Annotated in this window: 21 protein-coding genes; 2 read left to right on the plus strand and 19 right to left on the minus strand. The window is 71.3% G+C overall.

What is annotated here, in order from left to right; all coding sequences use genetic code 11:
• Window positions 1-1691 (plus strand): hypothetical protein (locus VFE05_05085; protein ID HET6229433.1); only part of this gene is annotated, 1691 nt, incomplete at its 5' end.
• A 144-nt stretch (window positions 1692-1835) separates the two neighbouring features.
• On the plus strand, window positions 1836-2369 hold the full coding sequence (locus VFE05_05090; protein ID HET6229434.1) for a hypothetical protein: 534 nt from the start codon (window positions 1836-1838) through the stop codon (window positions 2367-2369).
• 300 nt (window positions 2370-2669) lie between these two features.
• Here VFE05_05090 and VFE05_05095 read toward each other — a convergent pair whose 3' ends face one another.
• The 19 genes from VFE05_05095 to VFE05_05185 all read right to left on the minus strand — a co-directional run.
• Window positions 2670-2915: a hypothetical protein gene (locus VFE05_05095; protein HET6229435.1), complete on the minus strand. Its 246-nt coding sequence runs from the start codon at window positions 2913-2915 to the stop codon at window positions 2670-2672.
• Complete coding sequence (locus VFE05_05100; protein ID HET6229436.1) at window positions 2887-3081, minus strand: DUF2997 domain-containing protein; 195 nt, start codon at window positions 3079-3081, stop codon at window positions 2887-2889. The genes VFE05_05095 and VFE05_05100 overlap by 29 nt, the downstream gene beginning before the upstream one ends.
• Before the next feature lie 14 nt (window positions 3082-3095).
• The gene (locus tag VFE05_05105) at window positions 3096-3548 is read right to left on the minus strand and encodes a DUF1257 domain-containing protein (protein HET6229437.1); all 453 of its coding nucleotides are present in this window, start codon (window positions 3546-3548) and stop codon (window positions 3096-3098) included.
• A 73-nt stretch (window positions 3549-3621) separates the two neighbouring features.
• Entirely contained in the window at window positions 3622-4569 is a 948-nt protein-coding gene (locus VFE05_05110) for a hypothetical protein (GenBank protein HET6229438.1), read from the minus strand.
• Window positions 4570-4571: 2 nt separating this feature from the next.
• Complete coding sequence (locus VFE05_05115; GenBank protein ID HET6229439.1) at window positions 4572-6155, minus strand: AAA family ATPase; 1584 nt, start codon at window positions 6153-6155, stop codon at window positions 4572-4574.
• Window positions 6156-6342: 187 nt separating this feature from the next.
• Window positions 6343-6774 (minus strand): hypothetical protein, encoded by a 432-nt coding sequence (locus tag VFE05_05120; GenBank protein HET6229440.1) that lies wholly within the window; start codon window positions 6772-6774, stop codon window positions 6343-6345.
• A gap of 37 nt (window positions 6775-6811) precedes the next feature.
• Window positions 6812-7753 carry a non-homologous end-joining DNA ligase gene (gene ligD / locus VFE05_05125; protein HET6229441.1) on the minus strand — a complete coding sequence of 314 codons (942 nt, stop codon included), beginning with the start codon at window positions 7751-7753 and terminating at the stop codon, window positions 6812-6814.
• Between the two features lie 25 nt (window positions 7754-7778).
• The gene (locus VFE05_05130; protein HET6229442.1) at window positions 7779-8552 is read right to left on the minus strand and encodes a Ku protein; all 774 of its coding nucleotides are present in this window, start codon (window positions 8550-8552) and stop codon (window positions 7779-7781) included.
• Between the two features lie 133 nt (window positions 8553-8685).
• Window positions 8686-9582 carry a JAB domain-containing protein gene (locus VFE05_05135; GenBank protein ID HET6229443.1) on the minus strand — a complete coding sequence of 299 codons (897 nt, stop codon included), beginning with the start codon at window positions 9580-9582 and terminating at the stop codon, window positions 8686-8688.
• Complete coding sequence (locus tag VFE05_05140; GenBank protein ID HET6229444.1) at window positions 9579-10157, minus strand: hypothetical protein; 579 nt, start codon at window positions 10155-10157, stop codon at window positions 9579-9581. Before VFE05_05140 ends, VFE05_05135 begins: the two co-directional genes overlap by 4 nt.
• The gene (locus VFE05_05145; GenBank protein HET6229445.1) at window positions 10154-10570 is read right to left on the minus strand and encodes a hypothetical protein; all 417 of its coding nucleotides are present in this window, start codon (window positions 10568-10570) and stop codon (window positions 10154-10156) included. Before VFE05_05145 ends, VFE05_05140 begins: the two co-directional genes overlap by 4 nt.
• Before the next feature lie 173 nt (window positions 10571-10743).
• A complete protein-coding gene (locus VFE05_05150) occupies window positions 10744-10938 on the minus strand; it encodes a hypothetical protein (GenBank protein ID HET6229446.1) in 195 nt (64 codons plus the stop codon).
• Window positions 10939-10956: 18 nt separating this feature from the next.
• Entirely contained in the window at window positions 10957-11742 is a 786-nt protein-coding gene (locus tag VFE05_05155) for a hypothetical protein (protein HET6229447.1), read from the minus strand.
• A 492-nt stretch (window positions 11743-12234) separates the two neighbouring features.
• A complete protein-coding gene (locus VFE05_05160; GenBank protein ID HET6229448.1) occupies window positions 12235-13065 on the minus strand; it encodes a hypothetical protein in 831 nt (276 codons plus the stop codon).
• Window positions 13066-13190: 125 nt separating this feature from the next.
• Window positions 13191-13817: a hypothetical protein gene (locus tag VFE05_05165; protein ID HET6229449.1), complete on the minus strand. Its 627-nt coding sequence runs from the start codon at window positions 13815-13817 to the stop codon at window positions 13191-13193.
• Between the two features lie 12 nt (window positions 13818-13829).
• On the minus strand, window positions 13830-14081 hold the full coding sequence (locus tag VFE05_05170) for a hypothetical protein (GenBank protein HET6229450.1): 252 nt from the start codon (window positions 14079-14081) through the stop codon (window positions 13830-13832).
• Between the two features lie 207 nt (window positions 14082-14288).
• Entirely contained in the window at window positions 14289-14900 is a 612-nt protein-coding gene (locus VFE05_05175; protein ID HET6229451.1) for a hypothetical protein, read from the minus strand.
• Between the two features lie 86 nt (window positions 14901-14986).
• Window positions 14987-19153, minus strand: coding sequence for a strawberry notch C-terminal domain-containing protein (locus VFE05_05180; GenBank protein ID HET6229452.1), 4167 nt, complete (start codon window positions 19151-19153; stop codon window positions 14987-14989).
• A gap of 394 nt (window positions 19154-19547) precedes the next feature.
• The coding region (locus VFE05_05185) for a hypothetical protein (protein ID HET6229453.1) at window positions 19548-19730 on the minus strand (183 nt) is incomplete at its 5' end.

A 19730-nucleotide genomic window follows, 5' to 3' on the forward strand; every position in this document is an offset into this window, starting at 1 on the left:
AGGCTTCAGTAGGGAAGGCAGCCGAATCGTGGGCTATTGAACATGGGTGGCCGGTCATCTACAAGAACATCGGCCCGCTATTTCTAGCAAAGGGTGCCGAATTGTGTCGTGAGGGCGGACGTGTTGCAATGCTTCAGCCTGCGACCGCCTTACTTGCCACACGCTCTGGTAATGCTGAGCGATTTCGCACCCGCATGTTCACAACGCTCGCTGTAGAAGAGGTTGTGAATTTAGCAGCATTTCGGGCAATCCTATTTCCGAATGCCGCGGCACCCGTGTGCAGCATAGTGCTCCGCCCGGTTGCGCCGGACGGTGCGCCAGTTGTGTACATCTGTCCCAAACCAACGGGCACCGCAGAGGACTACCAGAGAATCGCCATCGAAAAGGATGACGTGCATCTCGTTCCGGTCGCTGATGCAATCGGGGACCCCAGCATTTGGGCAGTACTAATGTGGGGAGGGCCGCGGGACTTGGCCCTTGTCCGTCGTCTCAGGCGCCTACCGAGTCTCGAAAAAATAGAGGCTGGTGGTGGTGCTTCTAGCCGCGAAGGGGTCATCCGTGGCCGGAAAGAGCAAAGGCACGAACCGTTTGTTTTGGGCAAAAGGATGCTAGGAAAGCAGTTTCCCAGCGATGGGCTCCTACGCCTTAATGCATCCTCGCTTCCGGTTAATGTGGATCCAATGGTCCACCGCCGTGACTCCGTTGATTTCTCCGCGTTCGCAGCCCCGCAACTGTTGATCAAGCAGAGTTGGCTTAAGGATTCAGCTCGTTTCGCGGCTCGGATTGTTGATAATTCCGACGGCAAGGCGGTGCTCTGCAGTCAAAGTTATGTTTCGGTGACGGTTAAACCGTGGCTTCGGCGATATCTCGATTCGGCGTGCCTCACCTACAACAGCGTACTCGCGGTCTATTACCTTCTACTTTCAAGTGGCCGCTTTGCGTTTGAGCGTGCAGAAGCGTTGAAGGAAGAGTTGATGCGCGTCCCAATTCCCGATCCGCGGTTCGGCATGCTCCGCGATCTGCATAACGCCACCGACATTGACGAGCGAGTCTCGGATTTGCTCGGACTTAAGCCCGCGGAACGGGTGCTTGTGGAAGATCTCATCCGGTATACACTTCCGGATTACAAGCATTCCACACGCAAGGCATATCGTGGAGACATTCCTCCGTCTCCGGGGCGGCGGCGCACCATCCGTACGACGAGTGATGGTGAGATCGAACCAGAGTTGGAGGCATATTGCGAGCAATTCCTGCGTGTCTTCGACACTGGTTTGGAAGCAGAGAACGTATGTGCGACAATATTTCAAGAAGCTGCCGGTGGTCGCCTGCCGGTGCGGATGGTCGCGATCCACTTGGACTGGCCGGGACACTCAAAGCGGGTGCGACTTGAGCCGATGGGAACATCCGGTCTTGTAGAGTTGCTTACCGGGCTAGATCGAATGCTTTCCGGTGCCAACCCGGAACAGGGTGGTGTGTTTTACCGGCGAGTTGCACGTGCGTACCACCACGTTCAGGCGGATGGACGGAAGGTGCCGACCGTGTACCTTATCAAGCCGGACCAAATTCGATACTGGACACGGTCATCTGCGTTGCGCGAGGCAGACGAAGTGGCCGCCGATGCCTTCCGGTGGGCACAGGACGCCGGTCCGGGCGGCGTAGCGTCATTAAGCACCTCGCCGTCCAACGAATAGGGATTGTCGATGCCTTCTCATAGGAATGTTGTATTAGGGAGTGCGACTCAATTTGCACCACCGGAATTTATGGGAGTCGCACAACGCCTGACAAGAAATGTCTCGGCTCAGATTGCTAAGTGCCTGTGGGAGGCGCACGATTTGTTGAAGGCCGAACTGCTCAACAAACCGTTTCGAGGAGCCAATGATTTCGTGATTGAGGATAGTATCACCGGTGAACTCGAACTGCGTATGCACCGCATATTGAGCGGCGATGAGCCATTCGATGTGCAACATCAGTCGTCGGAGTGGGAAACGTGCGCACCCGGTAGCACTCGTCCGCCGACGTACGACCTTGCCTTTGTGCTTCGAGCGAACTCACAGTCGAAGTGGCCTGTTGAGGCCAAAGTGCTTCGCACACCGGGGCAGGTCTCAGCATATGTTGCCGACTTGAAGCAGCAATTCTTGACCTGCCGGTATGCGCCGTTCTCTTCAGAGGGGGCGATGCTGGGTTATCTACTGTCTGGTACCACGGACGCTGCTTTCGCCGCCATCGAAGTAGCTATCCCGACTTCGCTTATCGATTACCCCGGTGCTGCTGGGCGGCCGCATAAAACCTCAGACCACAGCCGTACAGTACCTGTCGGTAAGCGCTATCCTGCCGTGTTCCGCTGTCACCATCTTCTCATGATGGTCTGAAATGATCCTGGGTAGGGCGTACAAGACTGCTCGAACTGCTTCCCGGCGGAGTGGGCGGGTGTTCTGCTCGACGAGGAGCCATTAGAACTTGATCCATCTCAGGCTACGCCCCGGGCAGTGGCGCGCGAAGCGGAGCGCAGGACCGGTCGTGGGGTGTTCTCTCTTGTGGCCCAGCGTGCCAGCTAGTCCTCGTAAGCGCCTGGCATGTCGCACGAAGTGCAGGAACGACGATATAGCCGCGGCGCCCGAGAGGGCGCCGCGGCGTGCGAGGGAGGAAGAATCCGGGGGAACGGAGCCGGACTACAGCCGCTCCTCCAGCCAGCGCCGCTCCGCGTCCAGCGCTTCGCCGCGGCGACGGAACGGCCCGAGCACCGGCCCCTCGCTCGGCGCCAGGTCCGCCGTCCAGCCACCTGCGCCGTCCGGCTCCACGTGGGAAGCCCGGCGGACCTCCACCGTGCCTTCCGCGGCCAGCGCCGCCAGCCGGTCGTCCCACAGGAACCGGATCACCCCCCCCGGCTCAACGACGACCAGCAGCGAGTCCGGCATCGGCGGGCGCCTCCTGGTACAGCTCCGGGGTGGGCCGGTCGCCGGTGGTCCTGCCCAGCGACGCCTCGATCCCGGCGGTGAGCGTCCTGCACCCCGGTCCGGCGACCCCCTCCGCGCGCACGGTGACGCCGGCCTCCCCGTCGATCTCCACGATCACGACTTCCACGGTGTCTCCCTCCTTCAGCGGGTGAGGCGGAGCCGGATCATCCCGTCGGCCCCGAGCTGTTCCTGCACGCCGAACCCCTGCCGCCGGGCCTCGCGCCGGGTGGTCTCGGCGGCGTACTCCTGCCGGAGCCGGGCGCACCCCGCGCCGACCTTCTCCTGCAGGCCGAAGCCTCCCATCCAGAAGTCCCAGAGCAGCGAGTAGCCCGGCCGTCCGTCGCGCCTGCGCACCACGCCGATCTCATAGGGCTCCGGTCCCGCCGCGTTCCCGAGCGGCAGCCGGATCGCGTGCTCGCACCTGCCCAGGTCCGCGGCGGTGAAGCCGGCGGGGAGCGGGTAGTCACCGAGGATCGCCCCGAACCAGCGGTACGTCCCCTGGCCCTGGACGAACTCCAGCCCCAGGCGCCGGGACGCCTCCGCCAGGGCGTCGAGGTCGCGGACCTCCAGCTCGATCTCTGCAACGTGGGACATAGGGTCGGTCTCCTCCGTGTTCAGGTGACGGGTGCTGCGCCGTCGCCGGCCGGCCCGGCGCAGCACCCGAGGGTCAGTCGACGACCAGGCTGATGGCGCGGCGCGGCCTGGGGACCATGAGGCCGTCCATCGCCTGCTGGATCTGGGTGAGTCCGCTGGCGACGGTCGTGCGCGTGTCGGCGTCGGTGCGCAGGTCGTCGGGCCGGACGCCCCGGACCAGGTCCTGGGCGCGGCCGACCAGCTCCTGGAGCTCGGAGTTGGAGCCGATGTCGAGCTGCCGGAACTCCGCGAAGAAGGCATTGAGGTTCGCGAGCGCGCTTTTCCGGAACACCTTCGGCTTGCCGTCCTCCTCGCCCGTCAGGCGGTCGGCCAGGCGTGCGACGAGGCCGTTAAGGCGCGCGAGAAACGCCTCCTCGGTGAGCCGCACCGCCTCGTCGAAGCGCGAGCGGATGCGCACGCACTCCTGCTCGTAGAGCTGCGGGTGCAGCCTGCGCAGGTAGCTCGGCGGCTCGAAGGAGGGGAAGTCCCACGTGATCGCGAACGCGTCGTCCACGCGCGCGGGGTAGTCGCCTTCGGAGAACAGCGACCCGAGGTCGTCGCGGGCGAGCTCCTGGAGGTCGGGGTACGCCCGGACGAGCCCGGCGACCGCCTCCCGGAGCTCCGCGCGGAAGTCCTGCATCCGCTGGTCGAACACGGCCACCTGGTCCCGCCGCAGCAGCCGGATCCCGGGCTCCGGAAAGGGCACGGTGATCGAGCGCCAGAACTCCGTCGCGGCGGCGTGGACGCGCATCACCGCCCGGAACGCGGGATGGCTGGTGTTGAGCAGCCGCTTGGTGCCCGCGAGGAGCCGTCGGTCGGCCGCGAAGCTGTCGGCGACCTGAGCCAGCTGCTCGCGGGTGAGGGCCTTCCGGGTGCCCAGCTTCTCGTGGTGCACCCGGCAGGCGACGGTGCGGTCCTGCAGCTCCGACGCGAAGTCGTGCGTCTCCTCGTCGTCCTGAAAGAGTGCCAGTGCGCTCGCCATGGTCAGTTCCGGCTGGGGTCGTGGGTGACGCGCCGGCTCCTGGGGGCCGGCGCCGGGCGCGTAGAGGGGTGGCGGTACACGCCCGGGGCGCTGGCGGAGAGGAACCGCCCGTCGGCGGAGCGGCGGAGCTGGTCGAGCTGCTCCGCGGAGGACAGGCTCACGGGGACGACGAAGCCGGCCGCCTCCGCGAGCGGGCAGCGCAGCCGCCACGCGATGTCGCAGCACTGCCGGATCTCCGCTCCCGTCCATCCGTCGCCGCGCGGGAGCGCTCCGTCTGCGGCGAGCCCGTACTTGCGCAGCCAGATCTCCCAGATGCGCGCGCGCTCGGCGTCCGTCGGGATGTCGAAGAAGTAGGTGCCGAGCCCGAACCGCCGCCGCAGCTCCGGCGGCAGGCTGGTGATGCTGTTCGAGGTGGCGAGCCAGAGGGAGCGGCCGTTGCTGACGGACGTGACGACCTTGAGAGCCGCGCGCAGCTGGCGCTCGCTCTCGCCCACCAGGCTGCCCTTCACGCCGCCGAGGTCGAGCTGGATCGTCGGGATCCCCGCCTCGTTCCCGCACGCCTTCGCGACCATGGACTTGGCGCTCCCCGGCGGGCCCACGAAGAGGGCGCCGACCGCCTCCTCGTCCTGCATGTAGCTCAGGATCGTCCCGAGCTGGTCCTGCGAGACGCCGCTGCTGTCCGCGCCGTCGCCGCTCGCCCCGGCCAGGAACTTCTCGATCTCGTCGAGGAAGACCACGGCGCCCGGGGGCGAGCTGCCCGCGAGCACGCGCCCGAGGAAGCCCTTGATCGTCTCGACCCCGCCGACGTCCGCGAAGCGGCTCCCCCCGCGCTGCACCTTGAGCCCGGGAGTGAGCTCGATCTGCCGCCGCTTGTGCTCCCACACGGCGTCCACGTCGAGCCCGCCGGGGGTGAGGCTCATCGCCGCTACCTGCTCGGCCTGGAACGCCGGGAGGCCCTGTACGGCCTCGATCGCCGCGGCCACGTCCTCCTCGTGCGGCACCAGCTCCGCGGCCGCGTACACCTCCCGGACGATCACCTCCAGCGCGGCGGGGCCCGGAAGCGGGTCGTCCAGCACCATCACGTCGCCGGAAAGCTCCGGCGGCAGGTCGAGCGCGGGGGCGAGGAGCACGACGGTGCGCCGGTCGTGCTTGAACTCGTCGCGCAGGTTCCAGAGCGCCTGGATGACGGGGGGGCTGGTGATCCACCGGTTGGCCATGTGGACCCAGAGGACCGACTCCTCGGGGAGGCGCTGCGCCTGGGTGAACAGCTCCAGCGGGTTGGCGACGGTGGGGTCGTACGCCGTCCCGAGCACTTCCTGGCGGGCCGCGTGGCCGGCGTCGTTGCGGCCGCGCATCCCGCGCGCGCCGTCCCACTCGAGCTGCGGGACCTCCGCCGCCAGCTCGCGGCCGATCGTCTCGATGGTGGCGGCCGGGTCAGGCGTGGTGACCGCCACCAGCGGGACGCTGACTCGCCGCGCGGCCTTGAGCGAGCGGACCAGGCCGCGGGCGCGGTGGTCCTGCGCGCCCGTCCCGTCCAGCGGCGGGTCGGGGGCCGGTGGTCCGGCCGGATGGGCTCTTGCGATCATTCTCCTCTGGGGAGGGGATGGATGTCTCGCCCCGGCGCCGCTCGCGGCACCGCGGTGCCGGCGGAGCCGCCGGTCGGCACCCCGTTCTCGCCGGGAGCGGCCCGTGGCCGCGGCGGAGCGCGGCCACGGGTGGGGCGCGCCGGCCCGGGGGCGAGCGGGCGCGGGCGGGCTGGCGGAGCGGCGCGGCTCAGCCGCTCGCCTCCAGCTCCAGCGCGTCCCCCTCGCCGCGGATGGAGCCCAGCCACACCTCGAGGCCGCCGATGCGCGGCTCGGCGGGGAGCGCTCCGGGCACGGCCACGAGCGGCGCGTCGGACTCCGTGAGCCGGACGACGAGCGCGGACGCGAGCGCCCGAGCCGCGTCCGGTCCGTCCGCGCAGGCGACCTCGAACGCGGCGTGCGCCGGGTACGTGAAGTGGTACGGCCCTCCGTCCCGCGCCTGCTCCCTGCCGGCGCCGGCGGTGGGCACCTCCGGGACGTCGGCGGATCCGACGGGCGGGCCGGCGTGCCTCTCGGCCGCACCCGCGAGCGAGCGCAGCACGTGCGCGGCGCCCAGCAGCACGCTCGCGCACAGCGCGCGGAGGCGGCTCCGGCCGGGAGTGGTGTCCAGGTCGTGTGTCATGGAATCCGGTTGTGTGGGAGGAGAGCGGCAGGACGGATCAGGGCTCGCGGACCACGTCGCGCGGCTCCTTGTCCTGGCGGAAAGCAACGAACACGGGCGACCGGAGACGGCCGTCCGCGGTCCAGTCGGCGAAGCGCACCTCGGCCACGAGGCGGGGCTCCGTCCAGCGCACCGGATCGTCGAGCGCTGGCCGCGCAGCGAAGGCGCACCGCGGGCACTCCAGGGGGCGAAGGCGCTGGTGCGCATCCGCCAGGTCCCGGCGTGTGAAGCCGGAGCCGACCGACCCCGCGTAGACGAGATCGCCTCGTCCGTCGTGGTAGCCGAGGACGAGAGCGGCGAACTCGCGGTGCTCCGAAGCGGAGACCGTGAAGCCCGCGACGACGAACTCCTGCCGCCGCGCGGCCTTGATCTTGAGCCAGGCCGCCGCCCGCTGGCCGGGCAGGTACCGGGAGTCCGCCCGCTTGGCGACCAGCCCCTCCCAGCGCTCCGCCAGCGACCGCGCGAGCAGGGCGGGGCCATCCTCGTCCTGCTCGCCCAGGCGGATCCCGGAGGGTGGATCGGACAGCAGCGCCTCCAGCACCTGCCGGCGCTCGGCGAGAGCCCGGTCCAGGAGGGCGGCGCCCCCCACGGAGAGCACGTCGAAAGTGACGAGCGCCGCGGGGATGCGCAGCGCGAGCATCCGCACCCGGAACGGCTGCTCCACACCCAGGCGCGACTGGAGCACCTGGAAGCCGGCGAAGCCGTCGCCCGTGGTGCTGACGATCTCGCCGTCGACGAGGAAATCGCGGCCGACGCCGGCGCGGAGTGCGCGAAGGGGCTCGACCACGTCCGGAAACTGCCGGGTGAGGGAGTTCCCCTTCCGGCTCGTCAGCGTCACGCGGTCCTCGCGCGCGTAGGCGAGCACGCGGACCCCGTCGTACTTGGGCTCGAAGAGCCACCCGCGCCCCGCGGGCAGGACGGGCGCGGCTTCGGCGAGCATCGGCTGGATCCCGATCATGGCCGCGTCAGGCCGCCTTCCTGGCCGCCAGCGAAGCGCGCAGGACCGCCACCAGGTCGATCACGTCGGTCGCTTCGCGGGCGGGCGCGGCGGTGAACTCGACCTCCTCGCCGCGTACGCGCGCCTCGATGATCCGCTCCAAGTTGGCGCGGTACTCGTCCGTCCACGCTGCCCCCGCCAGGGTGCCGCCGAAGCCCGCGACCAGCTGCTCCGCCAGCGCCAGCTCCGCGGGGTCGTGCATCTCGTCGGGGAAGGCGAACTCCGCCGCCACCAGCTCGTCGGGCCAGTGCATGAGATGGAGGACCAGCGCGGAGCCCGAGACGCGCAGCGCCGCGATCTGCTGCTTGGTCTTGAGGGCGATCTTGCCGACGGCGACCCTGCCCGTGCGCCGGACCGCTTCCCGCAGCAGCGCGTAGGTGCGCGCGCCCTCCGCCTTCGGGACGACGAAGTACGGGGTGTGGAAGAAGCGCAGGTCCACCTCGCTCTCGGGGAGGAAGAGTTGGATGTCGAAGCTCCTGGACAGGGGTAGCGCGGCGCGCTCCATGTCCTCCTCGCTGAGGACCACGTACTCCCCGGGCGCGACCTCGAAGCCCTTGGCGAGGTCCGCGAAGGCGAGATCCGCGTCGTCCTGGCTGCAGCACCGCTTCATGGCGATGGGGACGCGGTGCTCGGGGCAGAGCTGCTTGAACGACAGGTCCTGCTCGCGGACGCTCGTGTAGAGCGCGACGGGGATGTTCAGCAGCCCGAAGCCGAGGGTGCCGTTCCAGACGCTGCGTGCCATGCGACCGATCCTGTTCGAGGGGAAACGACGTCGGCCGTCCCGGCGGGGTGCCGGGACGGCCGCGGTGTCTGGAGTGGATCGCCCTTCCGTTCTCGGGCGGAGCGGCCCGCGGCCGCGCCCCCGGGCTGCCCCACTACGCGGCGAGCGCGTCCGGCGCACCCGCCACCCCCGCGCCGCCGGCCCTCCGCGACCGGCCCGTGGAGCGGCCGAACGGGAGGAGGTCGGCGTCGTCGGGCATCGCCGCCTGCTGCGGCGCGACCAGCATCCCCGCCTTCGCGAACGAGAAGTAGCCGGCGTCCCCGACGATCACGTGGTCCATGAGCATCAGGTCCAGGGTCTCAGCCCCCCGGCTGAGCTGGTGCGTGGTCATCCGGTCGAAGGCGGACGGCGTGGGGACACCCCGCGCGTCCGGGTCGTTGTGCACCAGGACGACGCGCGGGGCGTGCTCGCGCAGTGCGGGGCGGAACACCTCGCGCGCATGCACGAGCGCAGCCGACCGCAGTCCCCGGCTCACGACGAACTCGCGCACGATCTCGTTCTGGTGGTTCAGCACCAGGGTCCAGTACTCGGTCCTGTCCAGGTCGCGCATCCGCGAGTGCACGCGGCGGAAGATCGAGTCCGAGTCCACGATGCGGGTGCCCGGCGCGAGGGCCGGCTCCGTCGCGAACCGGCGCGCGAACTCCAGTGCGGCGAGGATCCGCGCCGTGGCCACGGGCGTGATGCCGGCGGTTGCGCAGATCTCCGAGGCCGTTGCCCGCCCCATCCGGCGCAGGGGACCGCGCCCGTCCACCGCCGGGAGACCGCACATGAGCTGGATCGCGGCGGCGTCTGCCCGGGCGCGCCCCAGCCCCGGCTCGAGGAGGATGGACAGCAGCTCGTGCAGCGCGAGGTCCCCGGGGTCGTGGGTCAGGATCCGGCCGCCGGGCGTCGTCTCCCCGTGCCGGCGCCGGTGCCTGTGGAGCGCCTTCTGCGCCGCGTCCGCTGCGTCGGCGTCGATGGATCCCACGGCGGGTTCGAGCGGGAGGGTCATTCGCCCCCTCCTTTGGCCGGAGGCGGGCACGCGGCGGCCGGCTCCGGTTCGCCCACGAGCTCCAGGACGTAGCCCGCCGCGGCGAGGCAGGCTCGTACGGCTTCCACCCGCTCCGAGCCGCCGAAGATGCCGCCGCGCTCCTTGGCCACGACGGCCAGCACCGCCGCGTCCGCCGCCGTGAATCCGACGAGGCCCGACCCGCCGGGGCAGCGGGTGACGCGCACTGCGTCCGGAGGCCGGACGAAGCGTGCGCCGCGCGGCCCCAGCGGGACCAGGTTCTTGGGATCCACGCCTGCCCGCCACTCGGTGCGTGGGGGGTTGCTGTGGGCGGGGCCCTCGAAGTCCACGCCCGCGAACGACGAGGAGTTGCCGCGCCGGTGGCGGACATACGGTACGTCCAGGCTGGCGACCACGCCCGCCATCCCCGGCTCCAGGACGCATTCCGGGTTCCCGGCATAGCCGCTGTAGTACGCCTCGACCGCCTCCCGCACCGTGACGCGCATCCCGACGTGGAAGCGCTCCCAGATCTTCGCGGGACGTTCGTTCCGCCCCAGCGGCCGCAGCGGGGCGCTCACTCCGCCCCGCCCGCGTCGGCGGCCTGGCGGCGGTGCTGCGCCTCCAGGTAAGCGTGGACCTCGGGGCCCAGGCCGTATGCTTCGACGAACGCGAGCAGACGGTCGAGCACTCCTTCGCGGTCTTGCCCGGCCTTCAGCACCAGCGGCTCGATCCGTCTCCATCCGGTGGCCGCGCTCGCGCGCATGTCCTGCAGGGCGAGGATGCCGTCCTCCGGACCGGAGGGCGCGTCATGGTCATTCTCGACCGGGATGAGGTACCCGGTGTCGGCTCCCCTCCGGTGGCCCTCGACGAAGACGATCGAGTCGTAACCGGGGGTGATGGGTTCGATGCAGCGCACCACGACGTACTCGCCGCCGGGCGGGAGCTCGCACCGCGGGGAAGCCGGCCGGATTCGCTCGCCCGGCTCGAACATCTTGAACCGAATGGTGAAGGTGCGGAATTCGTATCGCATGGATCGGATTCGGGGTGAGGGTGCACGCGCGAGCCCGACCGGGACGCGCCTGCGTGGGGGCAGTCGTCCGGCCGAGGAATCGTCGGCCGCCGGCGGGTGGCGAACGGGCCCGCGGCCGGACCCCGCCGGGAGCGTTACCGGCTGCGGAAGAGAGCCCCGTCGTGCGCGATGGCGAGCAGCTCGCTGCCGGCCTCAGCCCCTGTCCACACGCCGAAGAAGCCCGACCGGTCGCGGATGGAACGGGCGAGGGCGGCGGCGTCCGCCTCTGTTCGCTCGCCGTGATGGGGGTCGTAGTCGCGGAGGTCGCGGAGGTCGCCGCTGCGGTACATGGTGGTCCGGGTGAGGGTCTATGCTGCGGGGAGCGGCGCGAGGTCCAGCTGCTCGGCCAGGCGGCAGTCCACCATGCGCAGCTCGCCGGTCTCCTCGGCGGCGGCCAGCTCGGTGCGGGTCCGCCACTCCCGCTCGCACGCGATGCACCGCACGAGGCGGGTGGGGAAGTTCGGTACGTGCGCGATCCCCAGCGCGCCCTCCGGACAGGCGACGTGCTGGATGTACCAGGCTTCGCTCCGGCGCATCACGTCCCGGTGGACCGCCGCCGAGTGGAGGCGGCCCTGGCGGCGGTGTTCGAGGAGCGATGCCGGGGGTTCGCGCGTGCTGAGGAACATCAGGAGGTCGGACGGCGCGGCGCGTGCGCCCGGCGGCAGGTCGTCGCGCGGGCGGTTCCACTCGTCGAGCAGCTCGCGCGCTCGCGCCCTGGGCAGCTCGCGGAGCCGGGCCCGCGCCCGGCGCCACTGGTCCGCCCACTCCTTCCGCGCAGCCCGCCAGGCGCTTTCCGCCGCGGCGGCCTTCCGCGCCCTGTGCTCTTCGAGGGAGGGCACGGGCGGCGCGGCGACGATGTCGGCCAGCAGTCCCCAGGTGCGCACGTGGCGCGCGAGCCTCCCGGCGATGCTCCGCTGGTAGCCCGAGATCGCGTGTCGGGTGAGCGGACCGGGGCCCATGGGGTGGACGAGGCGTTCGACCTGCCTGGCGCGGCATCTTCGCAGGATGAGGAGCGGCCGCGCGGGCTCGCGATCCAGGCCCTCCTCGGCGTCCGGGCAGGGCGCCGCCCGAGTCCCGGATCGGCGTGCGATCACGGCTCTTCCCCCTCGCCGGGAGCCGGCCCGGCCTGTCCCGCGGCTCGCCACAGCGCCGCCGGATCCACGCCCGCCGCGACGAACCGGTGGCTCGTGGGCCCGGTCCGGATCGTGGCGACCCAGCGTTCCTCCCCCGGGATGCGTAAGACAGTCCGAGTGGCATCACGGTAGATCTCGTAGCCGGCGAGCAGTCGCAGGGCGGGGAGGTCGCCGCTCGCCGGGGCGGCGCCCCGGTCGGGCCCTACCACGGGCGGGTGCGGAGCGGTACCCGATGGCACAGGATGGATGACCACGGCCACGGGCTCCTTCTCCGGTCCACCGAAGTCGATCATCATCTGCCCCTGCATCTTCGCGCCGCGCCTCCGTCGTCGTTGGGCAGCTCCCTCGCGTATCGCGGCTGCCTCCGCAGCCGCGGGTGAGCGAGGGGCCAAGGGCTGTGCGGATCGGACCCCCCTCCCGTTCTCGCCGGCCGGGCGCCGCCGCGCCCGAGAGCTACGGGACTGCCGGGTACCGGCGCTTCGGGTACGGCAGGCCGCCACCGTGGAGCGCGGCCAATCGGGCCCCGGCCGACGGGTCCAGCCCGAGGACGTAGGCGAAGTTTCCCGGATGCCGCACCCGCCGGAAGGGCGGCAGCCCGCACACACGGTCGGTCCAAGCCCTCCAGCTCTCGCCCCGTGCCCGCGCGGGGGCTCCGTAGGCGCGGAGCTGCCGCACGGCGTAGTCGATCCCCTTCTCCTCCGAGCGGATCTTGGACAGGGTACGCGCGCTCACGACCGATCCGTCGGGCGCCAGGAGCACCCAGCGCGGGCGCGCGCGTCCGGCGAAGAGGCTTCCCTTGGCCTGGTAGATCGTGCCGTAGTGGGCGCCCTTGCTCAGCTCGCCGCCTGCAGTCCACCGCTCCAGCGGATCCGCGAAGGAGAGCACCGCCCGGCACCCCTTCTCCCGTCGGAGCGCCGCCAGCGCCCGCTTGAGGAACCACGTCTCGCCGTTGAAGCGCACAGACGGCGCGCAGGCGAACCGTCCGAGCTCGACGGCGCGGGCGTGGTCCGCACCGGTCCACCGCGGCAGCACCGCCTGCGACATGGGCACGGAGAACACGGCGACCCCCGCCAGGATGGGCCCGGGACCCCAGAGGCCCACGGAAAGGCGTGCGGCCGGGAAGCTGGCGGAGTAGTGCTCGCGCACCACGAAGCTGCGCGCGAGCGCCTCTGACACGACATCGACCGTGTATCCGTCGGGGCGAAACACGTCCACGGGCGTCACCCAGCGCTCACGGCGGCGTGCCCACCGCTTCTCGAACGGGAAGAGGGAAAGCTGTGTCATGAGCGGCGGGTATTCCTCCAAAACGAAGCGCCCCGCACCGTCGGGTGACGGGCGGGGCGGGGAAGGCGGGGCAGGTCCTGGGGTGCTGCTCACTGCGGATGGCACCGCCGGTGCCCGCTCGGGCTTCAGAGGGGTGGAAGCTCCCAGTCCGCGCTGTCCAGGGGATGGGGCCGCACCGGCGTGGCGACGAGCGAGCCGAAGGCATCGAGCAGCCCCTCCGGCGTCTCCGTCACGGGTCCACCGAGGATCGCTTCCACCTCGCCTGCGCTCCAGACCCCGGGCTGCGCGGCGGGCTGGAGCTGGTACCGGGGTGCGAGCATCTGCCGCACGACGCTGTCCATTTTGTCCATTTCAGACGTCAGCCACCGCTCCATCTCCACCATCGGGATGGCCGTTCCTTCGTCGTTGGCGTCCGCGATCATCTCCTCCACGAGAGGGCGCTGCAGGAGGCGCGCGGCCAGGAAGCACACGCGTCCGTCTGCCGCCGTGCGCGGTCCGCGGTGGCGGAGGTGCTCCAGGGCGACCTCCAGGGCGTTCAGTGCCAGCTCGTAGGCTCCGGGCGAATGGTTCCCCCAGTCGAAGGGAGCGGCGCCGCCGCCGGCGACCACGTGGGGCACGTTCGTGCAGGCGACTCTGCGGAGGCCGGCGCCCGACGGGAGCCACCGCCGCTCGAAGACGAAGGCAACCAGCGGGGAAGGCTCGGCAAGCGCCCGCTCAAACGAACGCGGATCATCCTCGGAATCGTGTTTCATCGGCCCCCGGCTTCAGTATCCGCAGTTGGTCCAGAGCCCGTCCGCGGCGGTCTCGACGTCGCCCGCCGTCCCCGTGCTGGAGAGGAGCCGCGCGAGGCGCCCGATGCCTAGCCCGCGCGCGTGCTCCTCGCGCAGGCTGATCCACTCACCCAGCAGGTGGTCCCTCCCGCCGGGAAGCCCGCTCGCCCAAGCCGCCGTCCGGATCGCTCTCGTCGCGTACGGCGACGAACCGGCAGAGCAGCGCGGTGCCGGGGTGCACGCCAACGGCTTCGGCCACGTGGGTGCGCGCGATCGCGGATGCGAGCTTCTTCGGCGCTGGCGGGGGTGAGGAGGTGCCGGGAGGCAGTCGAGCCGGGTGCAGCGGCGCCTGGGGGAGGGCGCTGTTGATACCCCGCGGCTCGCCGGGGGAGACGCTGCGCGCGTGCAGCGACGGCTGTCCAGCCTGCGGAAGAGGGCCAGCCAGAGCGGCGGCTACTCCTGGCCGCGCCGCTCCAGGGCGCGAGCGTGGCGGCGAAGGCCCGCCAGCAGGTCGTCGGCGTAGGCGGGATGGCCCGCCAGCAGCACCACGGACTCTGGCGGCGTCGCGGCTTCCAGCTGCTCGACCGCGCGGAGCACGACCTCAGCGCGGACGGCTTCCGGCGACCTGGCCGCCCTGCGGTGCCGCAGCTTCCGCTCGGCCCGGTCCCATGCCTGCAGGTGCGCGGCGGCCGCCTCGGTCGCCGATGCCCAGCCGCCGTCGACCCGAACCAGTCCGCGCCCCACCAGCGCGCGGAGCACGCGGCCGTCGACGTGGTCCGCGAGGATCGGGGCCGTCTGGCGGATCATGCTCCGGAGCACCTCTTCCTGCGCATCGCTCAGGCGCGCCCGGCCCGGGTCCGCGCCGGCCTGGTCCGGTGCCTGGCCACCCGCCGATTTCAGGACCGCGTCGCCGGCGGAGGTGGTGCGGATGGAGCTGCCCGCGACCCGCGCGAGCCCGCGGGAGACGAGCGCGCGGAGGGAACGCCCGTCCGCTTCCTCCCGCGGCAGCGAGCCGCGGGTTGCGAGGGTGCGGAGTAGGTCCAGCTGGTTGGAGCTCAGTGACACGTTGGGACAACGGCGAAGGGGACCGGACAGCGGAGGGGAGGCGGACAAAGTAGGCGTCCGCCTCCCGCGCCGGAAAGGCGCTCCCCTCACGCGGCCTCCGCCAGCGGCTCCGGTGCGTCCGCGACGGCGAAGTGCTGGACGAAGACGCCGAGCGCATCGTGCGAAACGAGGTGGAGGAAGTTGCCGGCGGGCTCGTAGGCGACCGCGCCCTGGAGGCTCGGGCGCATCAGGTGGGTCCGGTCCCGGCCGAGCTTCGCCCCGCGCACCTCGATCCGCCCATCCCGTCGGAGATGCAGCACCCACTTTGCGCCGTCCGCGCCCTTGAGCGGGATCTTCTCGCCCACGCGCAGGTCCTGCAGCAGCGCCTCGGGCGTGGCGTCCCGCGCCTCCCGGCTCCCGAACGCCCAGCGGATGCGGTGCGCCTCGCTGGTGGTCAGGTCGAGCCCGCTCACCAGGCGGCCGTCGTCGGCCGTGAACTGCAGGTAGCGCCGCGTACGGGGCTGCCCGTCGGAGTCGGGGCCGCGGGCGCGCTGGATCCGCGTCATGTGCTCCGTCACGTGCCCCTGGGCGATGACGCCGTGCTCGCCGTCCTCGTAGCGGACGTCGACCAGGGTCATGGGCGGGGTCGCGGGAAGCGGCCGCTCGCGAAGAACGGATCCGCGGGCGCGGCCGGTACGGCGGGCGGAGAGCGCTTCCAGCGTCTCGATGGTGAGCAGCGCGTCCCGCTCCTCCTCCCAGAGGGCGAGGGCGTGGTGCGAGTCCTCCATCGGGAACATCAGCATCTCCAGCAGGAAGTGCCGCATCTGGGTGCCCTCCTCCGGCCGCAGCTTCGGAGTCCACACCACGGCGCCGCTGCTGGTCTTCTGGCGCTCCAGGAACTGGCTGCCCGTGAAGTACGCACGCTGGCCCGCCTCCAGGCGCTGCACCGCGTTCTTCATCGCCTCCAGCGCGATCCCGCCCGACATGTCGAACTGGTCCAGGGCGTCGGTCCCGGTCGCCTCCGCGGAGCCCTTGCACGTCGCCCCGAGCGAGGCCATCCGCGCGGCGATCGTGCTCGCGAACTTGCGCTCCCCGGCCGCGGTCGAGGCCATCAGGACGATCTCCGGCGCGGAGCGCTGCCCGGTGCGGTCCACGCGCCCGAGCTCCTGCTTGAAAAGGTCGGCCGACCACTCGTAGTCGGCGGCCAGCATGGTCCGCGGGTGCCCGTTGGTGTCGTGGAGGCTGATCCCCACCTTGCCCGCCTTGCTGATCAGCGCCACCCGGCGCGTGCCGGCCTGGAAGTCCCCCATGCGCTGCGTCCGGAGCCGCGCCGGGATGCGTCCGGTGATCGCGGCGACTGCGGACGCGCCGAAGTGCTGCGTGACGACCCGCACCGGGTCGCGGAGCCGCGGCAGCGCGCGCACGCGCTCCCGCAACTCCTCCCGGGCTAGCAGGGCTTCTGGGATCTCGCCCAGGTCGCGGTACACCGTCTCGTTTCCGTCGGTCTCCTTCGTGATCTCCTGGACGTTGATGCGGTTGATCGCCGACTCCAGGCGGCGGTTGACGGCGTGCTCCTGAGCATCGGCGCCCAGCGCCTCGCAGTCGTCCTCGTCGCCGGCGACCGAGTGGACGCTGATGACCACCTGGCGGCCCTCGGCCAGCGCCAAGTCCGCGCGGGCCAGGACGGCGTCGAGCCGGAGATCGAAGAGCAGCTGCTTGAGGTACGACTGCACCATCGCGCGGTCGAGCCCCTGCGTCTTCACCTTCTGGTTCATCGCGCCGAACTGCCGCGACGCGAGAGAGAGGTCGCGGCAGATCGCCGCCGCCTCGTCGTACCGACGGCGCGCCGTGGGGTCGCTGAGCAGGTCGATCCACTCGACGGCGAAGGTCACGCCCCCTCGCCAGAGGTCGCGGGACATGTAGTGCCCGGACGCCTGCAGCTCGCGCATCACCTGCTCGGTCTCCGCCGGCGTCGTGCGGATCGTGAAGGCGTCGTTCCGGCGCACCATGAAGCGCCGCTTCCCCTCCTTCGCTGCCTGGTCCGCGTCCACGCCGGCGGTGTCGCCCAGGGCGGTGCTCTCCTGCAGGTGCGCACGGACGGCCCGGTTCGACGCGTCGCTCTCTCCCTCCTTCTCGGGCTCGCCCTTCCCGGTCTTCTTCTCGATCCAGAGGTCGAACGCGCCCACGCGCCACTGCCGCAGCCCGTACAGGTAGCAGAGCTGGTCGAGGGTCACCGCGGGCGTCGCCGTGAAGTACGCGATCTTCGGGGTGTAGGCGAGCATCGCCTCGTGCAGCGCCGCCCACGCGAGGCCGCGCTTGCTGTCCGCGATGTTGGCGTACTCGTGCGCCTCGTCGGCCAGCCAGACGGTGGGCCGCACGTCGAGGAGGGCGGGGGCGAAGTCCGCGAAGTTGTACGAGTGGGCCAGGTAGACCGTGGGACCGTCGGGGCGGGGGAGCACGCCGCCCTCGCCCTTGGCCTCAACGTAGTTCGACACCTCGATGAACTGCGCCGGGAACGGCCCGTGCTCGTCGCCGGAGGCCACGCGCCGGAGCTCGTGCTCCAGGTCCCGGATGTTCGTCTCGTTCTTGGTGGTGACGAGGATCCGCGCCTCTCCCTCATGGATCGCCTCCAGCACCAGGAGGGCGAGCTCGCGGCTCTTCCCGACGCCCACGTCGTCGGCGCACAGGAACCCGTGGCGCCGGTCCCAGGCGTCGAGCACCCGAAGGCTGAGCTCCGCCTGCTCGTCGCTGGCCCCTCCTGCGGCTCCCGAGCGGCCCCACGCGTCGTCCGCGAGCGGGCTCTCGAATCCCTGCCGTACCACCGGCGGGGGCGGCATCCCTGCCATGCTCCGCGTCTGCACGACGAGCCGCGGGTGGGGGGCACGGTGTTCCCGGAGGGAGACGGCGAACGGTGCGAAGACGGCGCTCCTCTCCGCCTCCGCGCGCTCGCGGTCCTCTCGCTCCCAGTCCGGCACGGCTCTCGGAGGCGGCGGGGAGGCGAACACGATGTCGAGGGCAGCCCCGACGATCACCGGGGGTGTGCGCCGACCCGTGGCTGGGCAGTCGTCGCCCGAAGGATCGTGGGCTGCGCCGGCCGCATCTCGCGGCTCCTCCGCAGCTCCCACAACTCCGGGGTGGGGATCGGGCGCGGCTGCGGCCGATTCGCCTGCGCATGCGGGGACGGGCGGGACCGACCCCGCCGAGACGTCAACCGCCAGCGATGGAGCGCCGCCGGATACCGCGGTGACCGGGCTGACCGTGGACAGCTGCTCCGCGGCGGCTTCGATGGCTTCGCTCCACGCCTCCCACGACGGCTCGGCCACAACGACGCGGGCGACGGCACCCGCGGTCTTTCCCTGGACCGCGACCAGGAGCATGGCGTCGCGTAGCGCGCCGCGGGTCCGGTAGGACGCCGCCGGGCAGCCCAGGTACAGCAGGGGCGTGTGGTGCTCGCCCAGCCAGCGCCGGAAGTCGCTGCCGGCGTCGGAGAGCGTGCTGGCGGGAAGCAGCGCGACGAGGAGGCCGCCCGGATTCAGGCTGCGGAGGTGCGCCCCGGCGAAGCGCTGCGCGATGTTCGTCGCAGCGAACTCCGTGGCCCCGCGGCCGCCGTGTCCTCGGTTCATCGCCCCGAACGGAGGGTTGGAGAGCACCGCGTCGAAACGCGCCGGGTCCAGCGGCAGGCGCAGCGCGTCCCGGCCGGTCGGCTGAAGGCCGAGCCAGGACAGCACCTCCCTGCGGCGCGCATCGGTCTCGTTGACGCGAAGCGACAGGCGGCCGAGCGGCAGGAGCGCCCGCGCCAGGCTTCCGGTTCCCGCGCAGGGCTCCAGCACCGTGCGGATGGAAGCGGCTGCGGAGACGAGATAGGCGGCCGACTCCGCGATCGGCAGAGGGGTGGAGAACTGCGCCTGCGCGCGTGCCGCCTCGGTCAGCGCCCGCCCGTGGAACCACTCCGCCTCGCGTTCGCGGGTGCGGAGAAGCCGCTCAGACAGCACCAGCCCGGCGAGATCAGCCCGCAGGACCCGGTGCGCCGCGCCTTCGAGGGCGTCGTACACGTCGTCCAGCGTCCAGGCGCCGGCGGGAGTGTACGGGGTGCCCGTGACGCGCGTGCCCCATGCCACCGCCTCGCCTGGGGTGCGGAACGGAACGCCGCGGCTCAGCTCTTCGAACGCGGCATCGAGCAGGCGGTGGAGCGGCAGTGCCGGGTGGGAGGCGGGTGCGACCGCTGCAGAGGCGCGTACGCGTGGAGAGAGCGAGGAGAACAGGTCGAATTGCATCAGGCGCGGAGTCGGTGCGGTGCACGGCACCGCCCTCGGCTGGCGCCGGGGCAGACCGCAGCAGCGTGGAAGCACCGAGGTCCGTTCTCTCCATCGCGCCGGGCAGTCACGGTCCCCGCCCGCGGGCGGGGCGTCCTGGTGGGGGGAACGCAATCAACCCGGCACCGCAGCTGGTTGCGGACCCGGGTAATCAAGAGGTCGGCCTCCCCGCCCGCAGCACGGTTCCTCGCGGTATCTACGGGAGGGACGGAACGAGGCGGATCCCGGCTTTTATGCCGGACCGCCCCGTGGGAAAGAGGACGCGGCAACCAGGCCTGAACGTGGCGAGCAGCGCCTCGCGCAGCGGTTCCTGAGCAGGGCGGGCGGGGCTTGTCCCTCCTGAGTCCTGTACGCGCTACCCACGCCCTACCCGCCGGTACCTCACTTCCGACTGAACCAGATAGGTGCGCATCGCGGGATCTTCCGCGAGCCGCTTCAGGACTTCGCCGATGAGTGCCCGCGCTCTGGCCGAAGCGCGCGCCCCGGCATGGTCCGCCGCCGCGAGCACCGCCGCCACGCGGCGCCGATCTGCTTCAAC

Source organism: Longimicrobiaceae bacterium (genome assembly GCA_035696245.1).
Taxonomy (GTDB): Bacteria; Gemmatimonadota; Gemmatimonadetes; order Longimicrobiales; family Longimicrobiaceae; genus DASRQW01.

Coding starts and splice junctions, on each gene's coding strand:
- VFE05_05095 (HET6229435.1), bottom strand. CDS start 2,915: ATGCCGGACTCGCTGCTGGTCGTCGTTGAGCCGGGGGGGGTGATCCGG.
- VFE05_05120 (HET6229440.1), bottom strand. CDS start 6,774: ATGACACACGACCTGGACACCACTCCCGGCCGGAGCCGCCTCCGCGCG.
- VFE05_05180 (HET6229452.1), bottom strand. CDS start 19,153: ATGCAATTCGACCTGTTCTCCTCGCTCTCTCCACGCGTACGCGCCTCT.
- VFE05_05105 (HET6229437.1), bottom strand. CDS start 3,548: ATGTCCCACGTTGCAGAGATCGAGCTGGAGGTCCGCGACCTCGACGCC.
- VFE05_05115 (HET6229439.1), bottom strand. CDS start 6,155: ATGATCGCAAGAGCCCATCCGGCCGGACCACCGGCCCCCGACCCGCCG.
- VFE05_05135 (HET6229443.1), bottom strand. CDS start 9,582: ATGACCCTCCCGCTCGAACCCGCCGTGGGATCCATCGACGCCGACGCA.
- VFE05_05150 (HET6229446.1), bottom strand. CDS start 10,938: ATGTACCGCAGCGGCGACCTCCGCGACCTCCGCGACTACGACCCCCAT.
- ligD (HET6229441.1), bottom strand. CDS start 7,753: ATGCTCGCCGAAGCCGCGCCCGTCCTGCCCGCGGGGCGCGGGTGGCTC.
- VFE05_05145 (HET6229445.1), bottom strand. CDS start 10,570: ATGTTCGAGCCGGGCGAGCGAATCCGGCCGGCTTCCCCGCGGTGCGAG.
- VFE05_05110 (HET6229438.1), bottom strand. CDS start 4,569: ATGGCGAGCGCACTGGCACTCTTTCAGGACGACGAGGAGACGCACGAC.
- VFE05_05165 (HET6229449.1), bottom strand. CDS start 13,817: ATGAAACACGATTCCGAGGATGATCCGCGTTCGTTTGAGCGGGCGCTT.
- VFE05_05130 (HET6229442.1), bottom strand. CDS start 8,552: ATGGCACGCAGCGTCTGGAACGGCACCCTCGGCTTCGGGCTGCTGAAC.
- VFE05_05160 (HET6229448.1), bottom strand. CDS start 13,065: ATGACACAGCTTTCCCTCTTCCCGTTCGAGAAGCGGTGGGCACGCCGC.